Origin of the sequence: Desulfacinum hydrothermale DSM 13146, from assembly GCF_900176285.1 — a bacterium.
GTDB lineage: Bacteria > Desulfobacterota > Syntrophobacteria > Syntrophobacterales > DSM-9756 > Desulfacinum > Desulfacinum hydrothermale.
Genome location: NZ_FWXF01000017.1, coordinates 58,968 through 78,896, shown reverse-complemented (window position 1 = coordinate 78,896; position 19,929 = coordinate 58,968). Strand labels below are relative to the sequence as shown.

19 protein-coding genes and 1 tRNA gene are annotated in these 19,929 nt (G+C 59.1%); 7 read left to right on the top strand and 13 right to left on the bottom strand.

The window, feature by feature from the left end; translation table 11 throughout:
* The first annotated feature begins 36 nt into the window (after positions 1-36).
* Positions 37-201 (top strand): transposase, encoded by a 165-nt coding sequence (locus B9A12_RS13535; RefSeq protein WP_425430184.1) that lies wholly within the window; start codon positions 37-39, stop codon positions 199-201.
* A gap of 517 nt (positions 202-718) precedes the next feature.
* On the opposite strand, the gene B9A12_RS17975 is transcribed toward B9A12_RS13535, so the two are convergent.
* On the bottom strand, positions 719-886 hold the full coding sequence (locus tag B9A12_RS17975; RefSeq protein ID WP_170920612.1) for an integrase core domain-containing protein: 168 nt from the start codon (positions 884-886) through the stop codon (positions 719-721).
* A 399-nt stretch (positions 887-1,285) separates the two neighbouring features.
* On the opposite strand from B9A12_RS17975, the gene B9A12_RS13525 reads away from it, so the two are divergent.
* The 6 genes from B9A12_RS13525 (at position 1,286) to B9A12_RS13500 (ending at position 7,249) form a co-directional block, all read left to right on the top strand.
* Entirely contained in the window at positions 1,286-1,495 is a 210-nt protein-coding gene (locus tag B9A12_RS13525; RefSeq protein WP_084058639.1) for a type II toxin-antitoxin system HicB family antitoxin, read from the top strand.
* Positions 1,496-1,498: 3 nt separating this feature from the next.
* Positions 1,499-1,723, top strand: a complete 225-nt coding sequence (locus tag B9A12_RS17895) for a type II toxin-antitoxin system HicA family toxin (protein ID WP_084058638.1) — start codon at positions 1,499-1,501, stop codon at positions 1,721-1,723.
* A gap of 822 nt (positions 1,724-2,545) precedes the next feature.
* Positions 2,546-3,148, top strand: coding sequence for a hypothetical protein (locus B9A12_RS13515; RefSeq protein ID WP_084058637.1), 603 nt, complete (start codon positions 2,546-2,548; stop codon positions 3,146-3,148).
* Positions 3,149-3,152: 4 nt separating this feature from the next.
* Entirely contained in the window at positions 3,153-4,352 is a 1,200-nt protein-coding gene (locus B9A12_RS13510; RefSeq protein WP_084058636.1) for an McrB family protein, read from the top strand.
* 1 nt (position 4,353) lies between these two features.
* Positions 4,354-5,967 carry a DUF2357 domain-containing protein gene (locus B9A12_RS13505; RefSeq protein WP_084058635.1) on the top strand — a complete coding sequence of 538 codons (1,614 nt, stop codon included), beginning with the start codon at positions 4,354-4,356 and terminating at the stop codon, positions 5,965-5,967.
* Positions 5,968-6,274: 307 nt separating this feature from the next.
* On the top strand, positions 6,275-7,249 hold the full coding sequence (locus tag B9A12_RS13500) for a tyrosine-type recombinase/integrase (RefSeq protein WP_139796635.1): 975 nt from the start codon (positions 6,275-6,277) through the stop codon (positions 7,247-7,249).
* A gap of 86 nt (positions 7,250-7,335) precedes the next feature.
* Here the strand turns inward: B9A12_RS13500 and B9A12_RS13495 are convergent.
* The 12 genes from B9A12_RS13495 to hpf all read right to left on the bottom strand — a co-directional run bounded on the left by B9A12_RS13495 (position 7,336) and on the right by hpf (position 19,897).
* Positions 7,336-7,421, bottom strand: a tRNA-Leu gene (locus B9A12_RS13495).
* 51 nt (positions 7,422-7,472) lie between these two features.
* Positions 7,473-7,925 carry a preprotein translocase subunit SecG gene (secG, locus tag B9A12_RS13490; RefSeq protein WP_084058633.1) on the bottom strand — a complete coding sequence of 151 codons (453 nt, stop codon included), beginning with the start codon at positions 7,923-7,925 and terminating at the stop codon, positions 7,473-7,475.
* Position 7,926: 1 nt separating this feature from the next.
* A complete protein-coding gene (gene tpiA / locus B9A12_RS17680; RefSeq protein ID WP_084058632.1) occupies positions 7,927-8,700 on the bottom strand; it encodes a triose-phosphate isomerase in 774 nt (257 codons plus the stop codon).
* A gap of 31 nt (positions 8,701-8,731) precedes the next feature.
* Complete coding sequence (locus B9A12_RS17675; RefSeq protein WP_084058631.1) at positions 8,732-9,928, bottom strand: phosphoglycerate kinase; 1,197 nt, start codon at positions 9,926-9,928, stop codon at positions 8,732-8,734.
* Between the two features lie 282 nt (positions 9,929-10,210).
* The gene (gene gap / locus B9A12_RS13475) at positions 10,211-11,218 is read right to left on the bottom strand and encodes a type I glyceraldehyde-3-phosphate dehydrogenase (RefSeq protein WP_084058645.1); all 1,008 of its coding nucleotides are present in this window, start codon (positions 11,216-11,218) and stop codon (positions 10,211-10,213) included.
* Positions 11,219-11,244: 26 nt separating this feature from the next.
* Positions 11,245-12,552, bottom strand: coding sequence for a type I glyceraldehyde-3-phosphate dehydrogenase (locus tag B9A12_RS13470; RefSeq protein WP_425430183.1), 1,308 nt, complete (start codon positions 12,550-12,552; stop codon positions 11,245-11,247).
* Positions 12,553-12,631: 79 nt separating this feature from the next.
* A complete protein-coding gene (locus B9A12_RS13465) occupies positions 12,632-16,915 on the bottom strand; it encodes a PEP/pyruvate-binding domain-containing protein (RefSeq protein ID WP_139796633.1) in 4,284 nt (1,427 codons plus the stop codon).
* On the bottom strand, positions 16,909-17,412 hold the full coding sequence (gene rimI / locus B9A12_RS13460; RefSeq protein ID WP_170920611.1) for a ribosomal protein S18-alanine N-acetyltransferase: 504 nt from the start codon (positions 17,410-17,412) through the stop codon (positions 16,909-16,911). Before rimI ends, B9A12_RS13465 begins: the two co-directional genes overlap by 7 nt.
* Positions 17,384-17,848: a PTS sugar transporter subunit IIA gene (locus B9A12_RS13455; RefSeq protein WP_084058627.1), complete on the bottom strand. Its 465-nt coding sequence runs from the start codon at positions 17,846-17,848 to the stop codon at positions 17,384-17,386. Before B9A12_RS13455 ends, rimI begins: the two co-directional genes overlap by 29 nt.
* Before the next feature lie 34 nt (positions 17,849-17,882).
* Positions 17,883-18,758 carry an RNase adapter RapZ gene (rapZ, locus tag B9A12_RS13450; protein ID WP_084058626.1) on the bottom strand — a complete coding sequence of 292 codons (876 nt, stop codon included), beginning with the start codon at positions 18,756-18,758 and terminating at the stop codon, positions 17,883-17,885.
* 81 nt (positions 18,759-18,839) lie between these two features.
* A complete protein-coding gene (locus B9A12_RS13445) occupies positions 18,840-19,301 on the bottom strand; it encodes a PTS sugar transporter subunit IIA (RefSeq protein ID WP_084058625.1) in 462 nt (153 codons plus the stop codon).
* Positions 19,302-19,357: 56 nt separating this feature from the next.
* Positions 19,358-19,897: a ribosome hibernation-promoting factor, HPF/YfiA family gene (hpf, locus tag B9A12_RS13440; RefSeq protein ID WP_084058624.1), complete on the bottom strand. Its 540-nt coding sequence runs from the start codon at positions 19,895-19,897 to the stop codon at positions 19,358-19,360.
* Between the last annotated feature and the right edge of the window lie 32 nt (positions 19,898-19,929).

The following is a 19,929-nucleotide window of genomic DNA, read 5'->3' as shown; positions in this document are numbered from 1 at the left end:
AGGCGAAAGGCCATTGTGGAGCCCGTCTTTGGGCACATGAAAAATCTTGGGTTTCGAGGTTTTCGCCTGCGGGGGCTGGAAAAGGTCAGGGGCGAATTTGCCCTGATGTGCGCTGCCCATAACCTTCTTAAGATTGTAAAGGCCGTAGCTGAGGGCATCATCAATATAGATCAAAGAGCGATCAGGGCACAGGCTGCCTAAAGGGGCAGCTTGCTCCTTTTTGAATGGCTCTTTGATACCTGCTGATGCCCGATATCTTGCGTCGACGAGCAACGTCTCTGCAGTCACAGCACTTTCACCCGCGATGTTTGCTCATGAACGATGCAGGACTCAAATTTTAAGCCGCATTCTCGGACAAGCTCCTAGGACCTGATGGTTTCTTCGATCAAATTAAGCGCCACGGCGCGCCCATCGCGCGAGGGACGCGCTGCAGCAGGAATTGTAGGATGCGGAACGATGAAGCGAGCCCAAGGCTATGCAGCCTAATGTGGACCCCACTGTCAAGGCCAATTTTGGAGCAAATGAAGGTGTTGTCTCAGTTCTTCACAATCCAGCTTCCCAGTTCGCCTGCCACCGGTCTTCAATTGAGCACTCGAGTTTTCAATAAGCCCCAAAGGACCTGCCTTTGGCGGAAAACCAAGTCGCAGGGGGACGCCGAGAATGGGCCCAACCATGGCTCGTCGGAGGCGGCCCCCCGCGACGGCTCGGAAGGCTCCATTCATGCCGCATTTCTAAGGGTTTTTCCCTGGTAAACCTCCGAAGGCGTTTTCCCCTTCAGGCTCTGATGGGGACGTTCGTTGTTGTAAAACTCAAAGTAAGTCCGAAGTCCTTGGATAAGATGATCCACCGTATCATAATCATGTAAAGCCCCCGAATTGATGGACACCTTTTTTTGAGTAGGGCCGTTTCTAATGGCCCCTACGGCTCAGGGACAAGGATCCCATTGCTCAAAAGCCCGACGGTCCTCTTCTGACTGCGCATCGCATAGGGCAAGAGAGCACCTCTTGGGCCTTCGCTCCACGCCTTTCTCGGCACCATTCGTGAGTGCCTCATCACTATAAACAATCTCTATAATGCCCTACCAGCCGCGTTATGGTAGCTGACAACCTGACCTGGTCAGGTGATCTTTCCGTGTAATGTCCGTGACTTGACTAGATCGGCGATAGCATGATAGCGATAAAAGATGGGCTGACTTGACCAGGAGCCGACCCGATTGAATGGAGATTGTGTACAATAAAAAGTTAGTCCGACAAGAGCAGCTGAGAACAGTGCAGGAGGAAAAAACATGCGTACGTTCAATGTGATCATCGAACGGGATCCCGACACGGGGCTCTTGGTCGGTTCGGTTCCGGGCTGGCCTGGCGCCCACAGCCAGGGAGCCACGTTCGATGAGCTCGAGAACAACCTGCGCGAGGTCATCTCGATGCTACTCGAAGACGGCGACCCGAAGATCGAATCCGAGTTCGTCGGCCTCCAGACTATCCAGGTCGCGTGACCGATGGTTTCCCTTCCAGTCTTGAAGCCCCGCGAGGTGGCTGCCCTGTTGGTCCGCCTCGGCTTTCAGGAGGTTCGGCAGCGTGGGGCGCATCGTCAGTACCGGCACCCTGATGGACGCGTCACCACGGTTCCTTTCCACGCGGGTCGTGACATTTCACCAACGTTACTTCGCAAGATTGCTCGGGACGTCGGTATGACCATCGACGAGCTACTGCAACGTGACTGAGCGCGGGCTAATAAGCCGCTGCAGCCTACCGGCTTTGCCGGCGGCTGAGCGGCAAGCCATTCGGAAGAGACCTGAATCAGTGAAGTGTGATTGGGTGGACTGACCAGCACGGATTCGGAACCCATTTTCGGGGCATCGCCAGCAACGCCCGTACGTGTCAATTGTCACCAGTACGGAGGCCACCGATTGGCGGCCAAACTGGTCCACTTTACAAAGCGGCGCCAGGGTGATTCCTCGTCGTTCATAAAGTCAGCACATTGGCACAGAGAGCACGATCAACAAGAACGTTCGGCGGAGTTCATCGAACAAGAATGACACCACGGATACTGGCTGGCTTCGCATCCTCGAAAGCATTGCTGGGTATTCCGGTGCTCAGTCACGAATACCCACTCCGGATTATTCAAAAACGCGCGGTCCGGGTGGACGGTGGACCCATCACTGGTAACCCTGCTTGCGCCAGGCTGAGCTCTGGCTGTCCCAGATAGATGACAGTTCTACCCGACGAACGAGCTGGAAACGTTGGAAAACCCTGCGACCCGGCAGCGGGCTTTCACGATTCTGGAAAATATGGTACAAAACGTGATCATTCCAAAGGGTTGACCTGGAGGGAGGCACCGGCATGACGGGTGCCTCCGCATTTCGAGCATTGCACCATCTGGCAAGGACAGCGCTTGGGCGAAAGTTTTGCTGGGGTTTAGAAGATTACAGCCCGAGACTTGATCTGAATGATGACCAATGTGACCAGCAGCATCCGTTTTGTTTGTCTCGTTGTTTATTTAGGACCAAGGGTGGATGGATAACGGATCGAAAGGAGGAGCTTTCATGCCCAGGGCAGACAAAAACAGCATCAAGGATACGGGCATCATGTCCGGCGGCATCGCGATCGGTCCCAAAGGCGCAAACAAGGGTCTTAAAATTCGAGTCTTGTTCGACTGGAAACCTGACAATGGTGGACCGATCCCGGGTCCGTTTGAATTGTTGGACGGTGGAACCGGCGTGAGCAAAACGAGGGACGGCAAAAAGCACCAGCGAGGGGAAATCTACGAGAAGGTCAGAGCGCTGAGGACGGAATTCGAAGACGGGCGAGATTTTTTGCAGGAGGTCCGAAAATTCGACCCATCAATTAGCCATCCCATCAATGCGAATACGATGCATATCCTGGAGGGCAGGCCATACGGGGCAGTCCCCCGACCTGAGGAGTCGACTTCTCGGATGCCGCAAAGAGCCTCTCATGACATCCCTAGCAAGGAATATATCGAAAGGCTCATGGAGCAGCTGATCGCTGAGGGAAAAGGAACCAAAGAGGGAAATGTCGAGCAATCGGTGCTGCGAGAAGCGATCTTGAAAAACTATTATGAGGCGCAAGGGATGAATCCCCCTGACAAGTGGTGGGAAAGGGTCCTTGAGACGGCGAAACAAGGCTAGAGAGATGGGCTATCACTTGAACGAAGCGGGAGAATTTGAGTTGGATCGCAACCTTCTCAATATCTACGACTTTTATCGGGCGAAGAGGTTGCGGTTTTCTGGTGAAATCATTGCTCGGTATTTTTTGTCACTTCAGACCAAACCGTTCGTGATCCTGACCGGTATCTCCGGCACCGGAAAAACAAAGATCGCCCAGATTTTTGCCGACTTCATCCTTCAGGAGGCAAGCGCGCAGGAGCAGGAAGCGCGCAGGAAGTTCATCCCGGTGCGTCCGGATTGGATGGACAACCGAGGCCTCCTCGGCTTCTATAACCTGCTTGACGAGAAGTATCATGCCACGCCGCTGCTGCAACTCCTGCTCACGGCCCAGGAGCCAACGATCAAGGGGAAGCCCTGTTTTGTCATTCTCGATGAAATGAACCTGGCGAGAGTGGAACAATATTTTTCCGATTTCCTCAGCATCATGGAATCGCGAACGAGCGATAACCCCGAGGGGGAAACGATTCAACTCCATGCTTTCGAGACGCCCAGGGAAACTGTTGGCGGCCTGGTCGTGCCGAACCGCCTCGGGATTCCGAGCAATGTTTTTTTCACCGGTACGGTCAATGTAGACGAATCCACCTACATGTTCAGCCCGAAGGTTTTGGATCGGTCGAATGTTATTGAATTCAACGAGGTGGAGCTGGAACCGAGCAAAGCCATCGCGAGCGAAAGGTTTGTGCTTCGGGACGAACAACAGGTCTTGCAGGAGATCGGCCAGGAGCTCGCGAGTTGGCGGCTGCCGTCCATCCAGGACTACGAGCGTGCGGCGAGGGCCAATCCTTCGCTGAAGGGGGTACTGCGGAACCTGCTCAACCTGCTCAAGCCCTATCATCTTCACTTCGGCTATCGGGTTATCAACGAAATTTCCCGTTTTTTGCTCAACGCCGAGCGAGCAGTGGCAAACTATACCTTCGAGGACGCGTTCGACATCCAGATTTTGCAAAAGATCCTTCCCAAGTTCCACGGCACGCAGGCCAAGCTGCAGGGACCTCTGGAGAGCTTCCTGGCGTTTTGCTTCTCCGATCAAAAAACCTATGACGATACCCTGATGAATCAGGCAGCGGAGCACAACTCGAGCGCACGCTTCCCGCGCTCCGCCCGGAAAATTGCCAACATGCTAAGAAACCTTCAAATGCAGGGCTATTGCAGCTTCATCGAGTAAAATGGGGATCTTATACTACAGCGCGCAACATCGGGTGGCTCTGGCAACGGACCCTCTGGTGCTTGGCCAGGAGCCCGAGGAAGAAACGCTTCCTGACCCTGTTGAAGTGGATGAGAGAAACTGCTACTTCATTCGGGTTTTCGATCCGCAAGCCCCTATGAGTCGCTGCCTTGATCAGCTGCCCTTTGTTAACGCGACAAAAATCTATCCGCACGGACTGCGCGAACTGTCGTTTCTGAACCGAGTGGGCCTCACTCGAATCGGTCCCATCAACATCCGGGTGAGCAGCTCCAAGTTGAGTGAAGATCGCTACCACTCGCTTCTCGGATACCTCTCCGACCGATACGCCAATCTCGTGTTTTCCTTTCAAACTCCGGTCGGAGAGAACTACCGCAGGGAGGGCATCGGCAAAGACATCCCCTATATCGAGTTCCTATTTCTCGACCGCTTTCTGCTGGGCTCACCCTCTCGAATCGGGATCATAGCTTCCCTGATTCTTTGCGATCCTCACCGAAAACTGGAGCGCATTCATGTCCACCGGCCGCCCGCCGAAGTGGCGCAGATGAACCCTGCGGCTATCGAGGAAATGCTCCTGGCTCCTCATCGCTTAGCACGCGTAGGATCGCATCTGGCCGTCTCTGCCACCAAGCTTGCCGAGAGGTTCCGGGCCAGGACGGGCCAATCTCTGTTTCCATCTGAGATCCGCTCGGAGGAGAAGCGCCACACATTCGATACTTGTGAAAACCGGTTTCTTAAATTCTTTCTGGAACAATTGGCCCGCAAGGTAGGCATGCTGCGCAAGTTCCTGGCGACCGAGCAGGACGGTTATCTGAACCCGGAAATAGGAAAAAAAATCCAAATTTTGGAACAATCGTTGGCCATGCTCCTAACTGCACCGCTCTGGAGAGACGTGGGAACCATGGTCCAGGTACCGGTCAACTCGCAGGTCCTGCAGAAAAAAGACGGATATCGGCAGCTGTTTCGCCTCTATTGCCTGCTGCACCGGATGACGATATGCGATTTCGACGCGCCGGATTTTCGCAGCATCTTGGAAACAAAGAATATTCCTTTGCTCTACGAATACTGGTGCTTCTTCGTTTTGAAAGACATTCTGGACGGGCTAGCGCCACCGCTTTCGGCCGACCCGATCGTGGTCTCGAATGCTTGCGAGCAAAAAGTTGTCGTCGGTTACCGGGTCGCATACCCCGGGGGAGTCGTTCTGCATTACAACCGGACGTATGGATCGCCCGTCGAGAGCTATTCCCATGAAATGCGGCCCGACCTGGTGATCCATCACAACGGTCGAGGAATGGTCTTTGATGCCAAGTTCAAGGTGGCGGAGGATGGTTCCTTCACCCCAGACGACATCGATAAGATGCATGCCTACCGGGATAGCTTGAAGGGCATCATCGGTGCGTTCATCTTTTACCCCAGTCGAAACACTGACCCTGCTCTGTTCCGAGCCCACCATGGGACGACTGACTACGAAGGGGTGGGTGCATTTCCACTGATTCCGGACGAACAGGGCTGTCCCTCGGAAAAACAAATCGGCCCTATTGCCCAAGCTGTTGCGGCCTTTCTTGCCAGCAGCGGGAGCCCAATGGGCGGAGACTAATCCGCTCGGCGTTTTGGTCGTGCGTAGCCAGTGTCGATTGTCACCCGTAAAGGGGCCACCGATTGTCGGCCAAACGGGTCCACTTTATTAGGTGGCGCTAGGGCGATTCCTCGTCCGATCGCCTGTTGATCCAGTTTCCCTGCGGGCGCTTTCCGTTACCCCAAGCATAGCCTTGTTTCACCATTCAGGACGGGTATTATCTGATCCCTTCACCTTCCCGCCCAACTCAAATTTAACAAGGGGTAGGTGACTCACCTTCATTGGCACAGAGGGCCTTGAACGGGACAACGCGACGAGGCACTACACCGTGGAGCAGGCTGCGAGAGACTGGATGGAAGCCAACCATGCGCGGTGGGCTCCCAACACGTTCGAACGCTACTACGGGATCGTTCGCGACTTCATTGTACCCTCGTTGGGCAAGAAACCGCTGGTCAAGGTCGATCGCCGAGTGTTGAAACGATTCTTGAGAGATCTCCTTTCGATTCGATCGGCAAAAACCGTCGAGCTGATCCACTCCGTTATCAGCGGCATTCTGAGTGAAGCCATAGACAACGGCTTCATCACGGAAAACCCGGCTCGCGGATTGCCCAAGAAGATCCTCCCGGCGAAGAAGTTGCGCAGGGAGCGGGTACCGGATCCCTTCACCCGGCAGGAATTGATCACGTTACTGGAGAACTGTGAGCGCCACTTGAATCGGCGAATCGCCATGGTGATTGAAACGCTGGCACTGACAGGGATGCGGCTCGGTGAATGTTTGGCCATGCACCGAGATCATCTCGATGTCCAGAATTGTCAGTACATGATTGTGGAAACGGTTCGCCACGGTAGGTTCGGATCTCCCAAGACCGGTAAACGATTGATCGATCTGCCGGAGGTTCTTGTGACCAAGCTCGAAGGCTACATCCTCGAGCTTCGCAAGGAGGCGTTACGGACCGGTGCCGAAGACGGTTATCTTTTTGCCGGTATTACGCAACGGATGGTCCAAAGCGGCTTACGGAGGGCATGCCGATTGAGCAAGCTCAGGGTCAGATCCCCTCACGAGCTTCGCCACACGTATGCTTCCCTGTTGCTGATGGACCATTACAGCCCTGCCTACGTGCAGAAGCAATTGGGCCACCACAGCATCACCATGACCGTCGACATTTACGGCCACTGGATCCCGGGCGAGGGCAAAAAAAATCTGTCGCACACCTTGGCGGTCACCGGGCAGCGACACCAGGGTGGCGACGGCTTTGGCAGCCGGAAACGCCCTGCCAAAATTGCCAACGTGTTGAGATCATGACCATTATCGATCCAACCGTTGGCAGATTTTGGCAGATTTTTGGCAAAACCGGCTTTTCAGGGAAATTTTCCCAATGATTTCAATAATGGTGCCGAAGGCCGGACTCGAACCGGCACGGGTCGCCCCACCACCCCCTCAAGATGGCGTGTCTACCAAGTTCCACCACTTCGGCACGGGCTGAAAGCGAAGGGAATTATACCCATTTCGCCGCTCTTGTAAAGATCTATTTGGCGGGCTCTTGCCCCGCCGTGTCGCCGCCCGGCTGGGCCTGCGCCGCCGGCTGCGGAGCCGTCGGGGCGGTCTCGGGCTTGGACCCGGTTTCGGCCTGGGGGCCCTTGGCCGGTACGGCCGCCGGCACCTGGGCCGAAGCGCTCGGCTTCACCGGCGTGGCTTGCGGAAGAGCGGGTTCTTCCTTGGCCGGCACCTTTTCCATGATCGATTCCGTATTGGGCTTGCCCGAGAGGTAAGTGAGGCCCAGGCAAGTGATCATGAAGACCACGGCGGCCAGGGTGGTGAGTTTACCGAGAAAGGTGGTCCCACCCGTACTGCCGAAAAGGGTCTGGGAACTACCCCCGAAGACGGCGCCGATCTCAGCTCCTCGCCCGGACTGCAAAAGCACGATGAAGATCAGGGCCAGGCAGGCGATGATGTGCACGGTAATGACGACAGATTCCATGTTAATTCGTTTCTCCCATCCTTTGAAATCGAACGATGCGGCCGAAGGAGGCCACATCCAGGCTCGCGCCGCCCACCAGCGCCCCATCGATGTCGGGCTGGGCCATGAGCGCGTCCACATTGTCCGGTTTGACGGAGCCTCCATACAATATTCGGATATTCTTTGCAATCTCTTTCTGGTATCTCCGGGCCAGCCATCCTCGGATGAAGGCGTGGGCCTCCTGGGCCTGCTCCGGAGAGGCCGTCTTTCCCGTGCCGATGGCCCAGACCGGCTCATAGGCGATGACCAGGCTCGCTACCTGCTCCGCAGGCGCCTGGGCCAGTCCCGTTTCCAGTTGGCGCAGAAGGACCTCTTCCGTCTTCTGGGCCTCCCGCTCTTCCAATTTTTCGCCCACGCACAGGATGGGGGTCACCCCGTGGGCGAAGGCGGCGGCTGTCTTGAGTCCCACCCACTCGTCCGGCTCGCCGAAGATATGGCGCCGTTCCGAATGGCCCAGGATCACGTAGCCACAGCCAACCTCCTTGAGCATGGGCAGCGAAATCTCTCCCGTAAAGGCCCCCTTTTCCTCCCAGTGGCAGTTCTGGGCGGCCAGGGAAAAGCCCGCTGCCCCCATGGCTTCGCGCACCGCCCACAGGTGGGTAAACGGAGGGGCTATGAGCACTTCCCGATCCTCGGAACCTGCCACCACTTCGTGCAGCCGGGCGATGAAATCCACCGCTTCGCGAATGGACAGGTGCATCTTCCAGTTGGCAGCCATCAAGGGTTTTCGTGTCATGGATCGCATATCCTTTCTTTTCCGTCCGGCGTCACGACTCTTGACCACACTTTTCCAAGGCGGCGATACCCGGTAGCACCTTGCCTTCCAGCATCTCCAAAAAGGCGCCACCGCCGGTGGAGATGTAGCCCACCTGGTCGGACACGCCGGCCTTGGCCACGGCGCTGGCCGAATCCCCGCCGCCCACGACCGTGAAGGCCTTGGAGCGGCCCAGAAAGCGGGCCAGGTCGAAGGTGGCCCGTTGGAAGGGCGGTGTTTCGAAGGCCCCCAGGGGCCCGTTCCAGACCACCGTGGCACAGGGCTCCAGGGCCCGGCGGATCAGAGACGAGGTCTCCTCACCCACATCGAAGATGGCCCCGTCCGACGGCACCTGGTCCACAGGGACCTGGCGGGCCCGGTCTCCGGCGTCCAGAGCAGGAGCCACTGTCACGTCCGTCGGCAGGAGCACGCGCACGCCCCGCCGGCGGGCCTGGTCCAGAAGCGCCTTGGCCGTGTCCACAAATTCGTCTTCCACCAGGGACGCTCCCACGGACTTTCCCTGCGCCTTCAGGAAGGTGTTGGCCATGGCGCCTCCGATGACGAGAAGATCCACCTTGGGGATCAGGTTTTCCAGCACCCCGATCTTGGTGGACACCTTGGCCCCGCCGATCACCACCGCCAAAGGCCTCTGGGGATTCACCATGGCCTGCTGGAAGGTCTCGATCTCCTTGGCCAGCTGGTAGCCCGCCGCGCATTCTTTCACGTAGTTCGTGATGCCGTGGACCGATGCGTGGGCCCGATGGCTCACGGCGAAGGCATCGTTCACGTACACATCCGCCAGGTCGGCCAACTGCCGGGAAAATTCCGGATCGTTTCGGGTCTCGGCCTCATGGAACCGAAGGTTTTCCAAGAGCAGCACCCGGCCCGGGGCCAGTTGGTCGGCCATCTTTTGAACCGTTTCCCCCACGCAGTCGGGAGCCAAGGGTACGTCCATTCCCAGGAGCCCCGAAAGGTGGCGCGCCACGGGAGCCAGTGACAATTCCGGCACCACCTTCCCCTTGGGCCGTCCCAGATGGGAGGCCAGTACGGCCCGGCCGCCCCCGTCCAGGACCTTGCGAAGGGAGGGAAGAATGGCCCGGATGCGGGTGTCGTCCGCCACCGTGCCGTCTTTTTTGTCGAGCGGCACGTTGAAGTCCACTCGAAGAAAGACCCTTTTGCCAGAGACATCCACCTGATCCAGCGTCTTCACGGCGTTCACCTCCTTTCCGCAGGTGAAAAAAGGATGACACGGGGCCCACACGACCCCGGAAAGGCTTCTGATGACAGCCTTTCGGCCTTTTGGGGCTATCCGAGCACCTGAAATTCCACGGTGCCCTGTGCTGTTTCTTGAGATCTGAGACAGCCTTGTGGGGGTGGATTCGGAACCCACCCCAACTGCTGCAAGGCCAGGCCGGCAGCACGGGGCCGCCTGACAGCCCCAAGCCTTCGTCCGCACACGCAGGGGGCAACCTGGGCGGTTTCGGGCAGCCTGCTAGAGTCGTTCTCCCATGAAGAGGGCCAGGTCCACCATGCGGTTGGAATAGCCGAACTCATTGTCATACCAGCTCAGCACCTTGACCAGATGGCCGTCCAGGACCTTGGTCAGCGACGCGTCCACCGACGACGAATAGGTGGTGTGATTGAAGTCCACGGACACCAGCTGCTCTTCCACGTATTGGAGGATGCCCTTCAGCGGGCCTTCCGCCGCTTCCTTCAAGGCTGCGTTCACCGCCTCCGACGTGGTGGCCGTCTCCACGCGGCACACCAGGTCCACCAGGGAGACGTTGGCCGTGGGCACCCGGATGGCCATGCCGTCCAGCCGGCCCTTCAGTTCCGGAATCACTTCCGCCACCGCCACGGCCGCCCCGGTGGTGGTGGGCACCATGGACAGGGCAGCCGCCCGCATGCGCCGTCGATCCTTGTGGAGCGCATCCAGCAGGCGCTGGTCCATGGTGTAGGAGTGCACGGTGGTCATGAGGCCGTGTTCGATGCCGAACCGGTCGTGCAGGACCCTCACCACGGGCGCCAGGCAGTTGGTGGTGCAGCTGGCGTTGGAAACCAGATGGTGATTCTGGGGATCGTAGTGGTCGTGGTTCACCCCCATGACGAAGGTGGCGTCCAGGCCCTTGCCGGGAGCGCCCACGATCACCTTGCGGGCTCCGGCGTTCAGGTGCTTGACACACGAATCCCGATCCCGGAACCGTCCGCTGGTTTCGAGCACGATGGTCACCTTGAGGTCGTGCCAGGGGGCCTGGGCCGGATCCGCCACTTGCAGGCACTGCACCGGCCGGCCATCCACCAGGATCCGGTCCCCATCCGCCTGGACGTCCTTGTCCCAGCGCCCGTGGATCGAATCGTACCTGAGCAGGTGGGCCAGATCGTCGGGGCTTCCCAGATCGTTCACCGCGGCCACGTCCAGGGGCCAACCCCGATCCACGTTGGCTCGAAACACCATGCGGCCGATCCGGCCGAATCCATTGATCGCCACTTTCACCGACATGATTTCCTCCTCGCCGTTTTCACCATTCACACTAACATCCTGGCAATACTCACCGTCCGGTCCCCCAACATGTTGGTGTAGCTTCCCAGCTCATTGTCGTACCAGCCGTAAATCACCGCCTGGGTGACCGGGATCTGGATGATCCGTTCCTTTTGTGAAGAGCTCATCTTTTCATCCACCGTGCGCCGCATCTGGTCCACGTCCATCGATTCCCCCTCTTCCCGGGAGATGGTTGCGCACACGTCGAGCACGTGGTTGAGATCGAAGCGCACGGCGGCCGTACGCGTGTGGGTCTCGTGGCCTTCGATCACCGCCGCCGCCCGGGGCAGGCCGATGATGTCCGATGAGACGTTCTGCTCTTCGGTGTAGAGCAGGTAGCCTTCGGGAAAATGGGACTGGGCCTGGCGATAGACATCGTTGATGAGATCTCGGCCGATGGGATTGCGCAGGCTCTCATCCTGAATGAGAACCACCAGGATGATGAGCGAGCCAGTGGTGACCGGCACCCGCACGGATTCTGCGATGAAGCCGATCTGTTTCATCTCCGGGATCACCAGGCCCAGGGCCTTGGCCGCCCCCGTGGTGGTGAGGATGATGTTGTTGAAGACGGAGCGGGTCTTGCGAAGATCGGCGGCCTTGGCCTTGGGGGAACGGTCCAGCACCTGCTGGGACGAGGTGGCCGCGTGAACGGTGGCCATGGAGGCCGAAAGGATCCGCGTGGGACCGAAGTAGTCCAGCAGGGGCTTGACCATGTAGGCCAGGCAGGTGGTGGTGCACGAGGCGTTGGACACAAGGATGTGGCGCTTGGGATCAAAGTCCACATCGTTGACACCCATGACGGTGGTCACCGCATCCGGGGGCATCTCCTTGGACTTGTCCTTGATCTTGAAGGGCGCCGAGACGATCACCTTCTTAGCCCCGGCGGCCAGGTGCCCCCGTACGGATCCCTTGGGATCCTCCGCCGGCACCGTGGGATCCAGGAAGGCCCCCGTGGCGTCCACCACCAGGTCCACGCCGTGGTCCTTCCAACCGATGTGGGCCGGGTTGCGATGGGTGCGCAGGAAGGTCACCTTCACGCCGTTGATGCGCATGGCACCTTCCTGCTCGTCGATCTCTTCGATCACCCGCTGGGCCCGGCATCCGTAGAGATAGTGATGGAGGCGGCCGTAGGTGGAATCCTTTTCGATGAACCGCGCAATGTCCTCCAGGCTCCGGCCCACGTCACGCCCGATGTTGACCACCAGTTCCGAAAAGTATTGGCGTTCCACATGGTGCCAGATGCTGAGCTTCGCGATGCGACCCAGACCGTTGATTCCCAGCTTTTGTGGAACCATCTTGTCTTCTCCGCCCATACGCACCTCCTCACTCACGAATTTTTCCTCCCGGCGGGAGGCTCCACAGACTCCGCCTCCCTCATTCCATGTCCATTTGTTCCGTCTCGTGACGGCCCGCGTAAATGGCGCCGCTGTGGCCGTCGATGCCGATCTCGTCCCCGGTGCGGATGAAGTGGCCGTTGATGAGACACCGTCGGTCCCTTTCCCACACGCGCATCTTGGAACAGCCCACCACACAGGTCTTTCCCAGCCGATGGGCCACGATGGCCGCGTGGGACGTGGCCCCGCCCTTGCCGGTCAGGATGCCGTCGGCGATGGAGATCTCGTGGATATCGTCGGGAACCGTGTCGGATCGGATGAGGATGATGGGCTCCCCCGGATGGTCCTTGCGCAGCCGAATGATATCACTCAGCTCGAAAGCCGCCCGGCCGCACAGGGCCCCGCCGCTCACCCCGATCCCGCTGGCCAGGTAGCTTTCCTTGAGAGCCGGCGATGGCCTGAAGACCGGAAAGCGCTTGCGGCCTCGGGGGGCCATGTTGCGCGACTGAAGGACGTAGATGCCGTCTTCATGGTCCCCCTGGAAGGTGAATTCGATCTCCTGGGGCCCCCACTGCTGCTTGTAGATGAGCTCCTTGGCGATGTCCACCAGCCGTTGGTACACCCGGGGAAAGAGCGACTCCAGGCTGTGCTCCTTGCGCTCCCCCTCCCGCAGCCGTTGCTTTTCCGAAAGGGGCAGGGTCTTCACCAGCCCCCCCACCACATCTTCTCCCTGGTTGCCCAGGGTGAAGTCGCCCTGGGGATCGATCTCCTCTTCCGAGGTCCAGGGGTTGTGGGTGAACATCACCCCGGCACCCGATCGGGTGTCCAGGTTGCCGAAGACCATGGTCTGGATGGTGACGGCGGTCCCCCAATTTTCGGAAAGGCCCATGATCTGCCGGTAGGTGACGGCCTTGGGGAAGAACCACGATTCCATCACCTGGCGGATGGCCGTAAAGAGCTGCACCTCCGGATCGTCGGAGATGTCGATCTCGTAGCGTTCCAGGATCTCCCGGTAGGCGCGGGTCAGTTGCCGGATCTCTTCGGACGAAAATTCCCTTTTGACCTTGCGACCATAGCGCTTCTTGTACGAGGCCATGATGGCGTCGAACTGGTCCCGCTCCAACCCGAAGGACATGCCCCAGGACTGGAGAAACCGACGGTAATTGTCCCAGGCGAACCACGCCTCCCCCGTCTCCTGGATCAACCCCTCCACGATCTTTTCGTTGATGCCCACGTTGAGGAAGGTGTTCATCATGCCCGGCATGGAGACGGCCGAACCGCTTCTCACGGACAGGAGCAACGGCCGGTGGGGATCACCGAATCTTCGGCCCCTCTTTTCTTCCAGCTTGCCAATGTGGGCCAGCACCCGACGCTTGAAGTCCTCCCGGGACTGGGAAAAGGTGTCGATCACATCCCGACAGCGGAAGTATTCGGTGGTGATGACGAAACCCGGTGGCACCCGAATGCCCAGGCCGTGAAGCTGGGTGAGGTTGTAGCCCTTGTTGCCCAGATGAATCAGATCGTAGGTGCTGGACTTGGGGGCGTGGATGAGCGAGATGGTCTTTTCCGGATCGTAGCTCAGGAGCAGATCCAGCTTTTCCGTGCTCAGTTCCTGTTTCTGGGTGGCCAGCGTGGTGAGGATGCTGGAGATGAAGTGGTCGAAATACTGCAACCCGAAGGTGCGGGCCACCAGGTCCCTGAGGAAGCTTTCCGAAATGCGGTGCACCCGGTCGGAGAGCTTTTCTTCCTGAAGCTGGCGCCGATAACGGGGAAGCAGGGCGTCGTTTCCGTGCAGCTGGCGGATGACCTCCTCCAGGGCGCCCTCATGCACCGAGTTGTAATAGCTTTGGATGATCTGCTTGATCGCCTCGGAAAAACCCCGGAAGATGTCCATGTACTGGGAATGGGAAAAGCGGCGGATCTCCAGCGCGCACTGGAAAAGCTCTTCCTGGCGTTCCAGCCGCCTGGAGGTGATCCCGTCGATGGCCAGCGCCTTCATGAAAAGAGGCAGCACCCGGCCGATCTGGAAGAAGGTGGCCCGGGTGATGAAGCTCAGGTTGAAGGACAAAATCAGCTCTTCAAAGAGCAGGTTGGCCAGGTTTTCCAGCCGGAAGCTGAGCCCCAGGGCGTCGAATTTGCGCTCGCTGTAGGACCCGTACATGGAGGGGATATCCACGGCGATGTGACGCTTGTGGTAGATGTTTTCCACATAGGACAATTCCTCCGGGGCCAGGAGGATCTCCTTGAGGGCCAGCAGGTAGTCCAGGATGGCCTCCAGCTTGGCCACCGTATCGCCCGAATCCAGCACCCGCAACAGGCCCTCCGGATCCGGCAGGCCCCACTGGGTCGCCCGCCTCAGATGCACGTGAATGTCCTTAAAGCTCAGGGCGTACTTTTCGTGGAGCAGCTGATAAAACCGGATCATCAGGAAGGCACGTCGCTTTTCCTGGGACGACACCTGGGAGACGGCCTCCAGCCGCCGACGCAGGTCCTCCTCCGAGATGTCCAGCAGGTCCTTCACGTGGTTGATGCAGGTGTGGGAAAAGAGGTGCCGGAAGATCCGGTGCATCTCCACCACATGGATACCCGAAGGATCCACTTCCCGGTACACCTCCGGCGGGACGAACCGTTGGAGGGGTTCTTTGTCCAGGGTGAGCCAAAACCGGAAGATGGCCTCGATGAAAAAGACGATCAGGTTGTTGCTCTCCACATGGCTCTGTTTTCGCAAAAAGTGGATGAGCGGGTCGGACCGGTCGGTGATTTCGTCCACGTCCGTGGAGACGGTGCGCAGCATCCCTTCGGCCCCGATTTCATTGAAATAGACGGGAAAGAGTTTGGCCAGCTGCTTGACCAGGTTGTAGATGGGCCCGATGGGAGCGTGGAGCAACTGGCTCACGTCCTTCTGGAACAGGTCCGTGTCCCGCACATAGATGCCGCCCAGGAAGAGGTTGACGATGAGGGCGGACAGCAGGCTCTTGGTCCGCTTGGGATTCTTTTTGATCAGTTCCAGCCAGATGCGCACGTTCAACAGGTGCGCCGAATTCACCTGCACCTGCCAATGCTGGGTCACTCCCCGCAGATTGGGGGCTTGGAAGCCCAGGCGGATGACCCGACGCAGGAAGAACTCGATCAGGTCGGCGTCGTCCGTGGCCAGGATCTCCAGCCCGATGGTGCGCACGCACTGGAGCGCCGCCTCCGGGTAGTTTTCCAGGCATCCCTTGAGCACCGTCAGGAGCCGATGGAGTCGAGACCGCAGGGTCTGCTCCCCCTCTTCCCGAATCCAGCGGCTCAGGTCGAAATTGATGTCTCGAAGGGTCTCTTCGTGGACGGCTTCCAATCCTTTGGTTTCCATGATCCGAAGCCGCAGCAGCATGCTCACGTGGCCCGCATGATCGCCCGAAAGGGCCGAAGCCACCTTGTCCGGAAGCTTCTGATAGGCCTGCACCACTTCCCGGAAGTCGGGGATGGCAAACATCCCTTCCAGGGCCTGGCGGTGATCGTGCACGGTGGAAAGAGCCTGGATCTGTTTTAGAAAGGTCTCGTGATCCCGGCGCCGCAGTGGGGCGAACAGCTCATGGGCGGACGACAAATCCCAGGCCCCCTCCGTCTGGCGCTGGATCCAGTCCAGGGGATCCTGGTGGTGAAGCCAATGGGTGTGGGTTTCCACCAGGATCCGTTCCAGGAGCCCCCGGGCCTCCGCCAAGGATTCCGGGGCGTGCCACACGGAAGGAAGCCGCTGCACCAGCTTCTTGGGCTGATAGTAGCCGCGCAGCAGGCAGGCGAAGGGCTCCGAAGGCAGGGTGCGCAGGCACTCCAGGCACCAGCGAAGGATGGCCCCGTCGGCCCGCTTATCTTCGCGGCTCTCCAGCTTTTCCACCGCGGGCACCCCCCGAAAGGGGGCTTCCCGGCACAGTTCCGGCGCTTCGTCCACTATCTTCAGCCAGAAAGCGATCAGGTGATCCGCCGCCGCGGTGCGGGTTCGTTCGTTGACCGATTCGGCCAAGGCCTCCAGCAGGATGCGGCAGATCAGGAAGACCACCTCGCCGCTTCGGGCAAAATCCTTGTAGAGCCTCAGGTTCCCGGTGGCGTACCGCCAGGTCTCTTCCACCACGTAGTCCCAGTTGCGGTACTTGTGGTGGTATTCCAGCAGGAGCTCCCGGGCCTGCTTTTCTTTTCCCGCATAGCCTCGAACCGCCTCCACCAGCACCTCGTGGCTGGGATCCACCACCACGGGCACGTTGGTCAGGCGCATGTTCTTGGCCCACGCATCGGAGGGCACGTCCTCATAGGCAGAAACCGGACGCATGCTCACTCTATTCACCATCTTTCCTCCGCCAGCCACCGGGTACGCCACGGGCGGTCCATTTCCAACTCCATCAGCACGGCCGGTTCCCGAACGCCTTGGTAGTAGTCGGGACGCACGCCCGTGGGCCGAAAACCCAGGCGGATGTAAAGGCGTTGAGCCGCCTGGTTGCTCTTTCGAACCTCCAGCAGAGCGGTGCGGGCCTGAGCCCGGCACGCTGTCTTCAGGGCCTCCAGCAGCAGGCGGCGCCCCAGACCCCGCCGCCGGCAGGCGGGATGGACGGCCACATTGAAGATCTGGATCTCGTCGGCCACCAGCCAAAAACAGATGTAGCCCATCACTTGGCGTGGCTTCGCGTCGTTGCGGGCCACCAGGACCCGCGACTGGGGCCGCTCCATCTCCTCCAGAAAAAAGGCCTCCCCCCATGGATCCAGGTGACTGGCCCGCTCGATCTCCATGATTCCCGGAAGGTCTTCCTTCCTCATGGGACTAATCTGGATGGGAGGAAGATCCTTCATGGCTCCCCTCATCCGACCCGACCGACAAGATCTCTCCCGCCACCGAGATGTGACGACGACCGTAGTCCCTCATGGCTCTGGCCGCGTCGGAGAGAGGCAGGGCCACCCGGCATTCGGCGAACTTGATGAGCATGGGCAGATTCACGCCGCTCACCACTTCCACGTGGCGGCCCGCCAAGGCCAAGGCCACGTTGGTCGGAGTGCCGCCGAAAAGATCGGTGGCCACGATCACCCCCCGCCCCTGGTCCACTCGGCCAACCGCCTCGCTCAATTGCTGAACCAGGGTCTCCAGGGGCATGTCCGGGTTCATGGACACGGCGTCCACCCCTTCCTGGGGACCCAGGATGAGCTCCAGAGCCCGGACCATTTCCTGGCCCACGTGGCAATGGCACGCCACCACCAGGCCGATCTTGGTATTGTCCAAAGGCGTTTCCATCCGACCCTTCACAAGGGATGACACAGTGTTTCTTTCAATCCAGGTAAATATCGCGATGCGACAACACAGTATGATAACCAGCGGAGCGCAGCTTGTCAGCCATCCGTTCGGCAATCACCACCGACCGGTGCTTGCCGCCGGTGCAGCCCACGGCGAGGGTGAGGTAGCGTTTGCCTTCCCGGATGTATTGCGGCAGCAGCTTTTCCAGGAGCCGGGTGTAGTCGTCCACGAACTCCACCGCCTGGGGCCGGGCCAACACCCAGTCCCGGACCGGAGCCGAACAGCCGTCCAGGGAGCGCAGCTCTTCCACAAAGTAGGGATTGGGCAGGAAGCGCACATCCATCACCAGGTCCGCCTCGAAGGGAAGCCCATATTTGAAGCCGAAGGACAGGATCTGCACGCTCAGCCGTTCCCGTTCACTCACCAGGGAGTAGGTACGGGTGATGAGGGCTTTGAGCTGATGGACGGAAAAATCGCTGGTGTCCACAATGCGGGTGGCGCGCGCTCGAAGCCCCTGCAGCTCCCGGCGCTCCCGCTCGATGGCCGCCACCAGCCGCTGGGCCTGGTCGGCCATGGGATGCAGGCGCCGGGTCTGGCTGTAGCGGCGCTGAAGCACTTCCGTCGCTGCTTCGAAAAAGAGCACCTCCGGGCGGTACCCCGATTCCTCCAACGTCTCGAAGAACCGCTCCGTATCCGGCAGGAAACTCCGACCCCGGATGTCGATCCCCAGAGCCACGCGGGTCAGTTCCGGCCTGTCCTCTTCACACAGGGCCAGAAAATGGGGCAACAAGGGCGCGGGCAGGTTGTCGATACAAAAGTAGCCGATATCCTCGAAGGCCTTGATGGCCGTACTCTTGCCCGATCCCGAAAGGCCGGTCACGATCACCAGGTGAATCCGGTTTTTGCCCATGGTGTCTCCCCCCGCATCAAAAAGGGGAGCCGGGGCACCCCCCCAAGCTCCCCTTACGATCCGCAATGCGTCCTGCACCGGTCAGAAGGCGTCGTCTTCCTGTCGGATGATGGCGTAGATCTCGTCGCGGGAAGCCGCCGTTTGAAGCCGTTTACGGACCCCGCTGTTATTGAGCAACCGGGCGATCTTGGCCAGGGCCCGCAGGTGAATGCCCGCGCAATTTTCCGGCGCCACCAGCAAAAAGAAGATATGAGCCGGCTTGCCGTCCATGGACTCGAAATCGATCCCGGCGCTGGATCGCCCAAAGGACAAGATCAATTGATCCAGGTCCTCGATCTTGCCGTGGGGGATGGCGATGCCGTCGCCGATCCCCGTGCTCCCCAAGCGCTCCCTTTCCAGAAGGACCTCCAACAGCCGATGTCGATCCAGATGGGGCTTGCACTTCAGCAGGGCGTCGGTCAGCTCTTCCAAGACTTGGCGTTTCGTCGTCGCTCCCAGCTCCGGAATGATCGCCTCTTTCGGTAGTATGTCCAAGATCTTCATCAATCCTTTCAGGTCCTCCTCACCCCTCGAATCCGCCTTGCCACACCGAACATGGCCTATTGAACCGGCTCGATCAACCCGTAATTGCCATCCTTTCGCCGGTATAACACGTTGACCGCCTCCGTTGCACGGTTGGTGAAGACGAGAAAGTCCCCGTTGGACAGGTTGAGCTGCATCACCGCCTCGTCCACATCCATGGGCTTGGCAAAGATCTGGCGGCTGGTCACCACACGAGGCTCGGCGGACGGCTCCGCCGACCACTCCAGGATGTTCATCATCAACTGCTGACTTCTTTCCGAGTTGGAAGGTTTCCGGTTTCTCTGTTTTTCTTTCTGTTTCTTGATCTGGGCTTCCAGCTTATCCATGACCATATCGATGGCCGAATACATATCATGTGTTTCTTCCGTGGCGTTCACCCGCATGCCGTTGGAATCCACGCTGACTTCCGCAATATGACGGAATTTCTCCACCTGCAATACGATATTGGCTTCAATGGGTTCATCCATATACTTCTTAAGTCTGGAAACTTTATCCTCGGCGTATCTTTTGACCGCATCGGAAGATTCGGTATGGCGGAAAGTCACGTTGATCTGCATAATCAGGCTCCTTATCGTCTGAAAAATCAGTG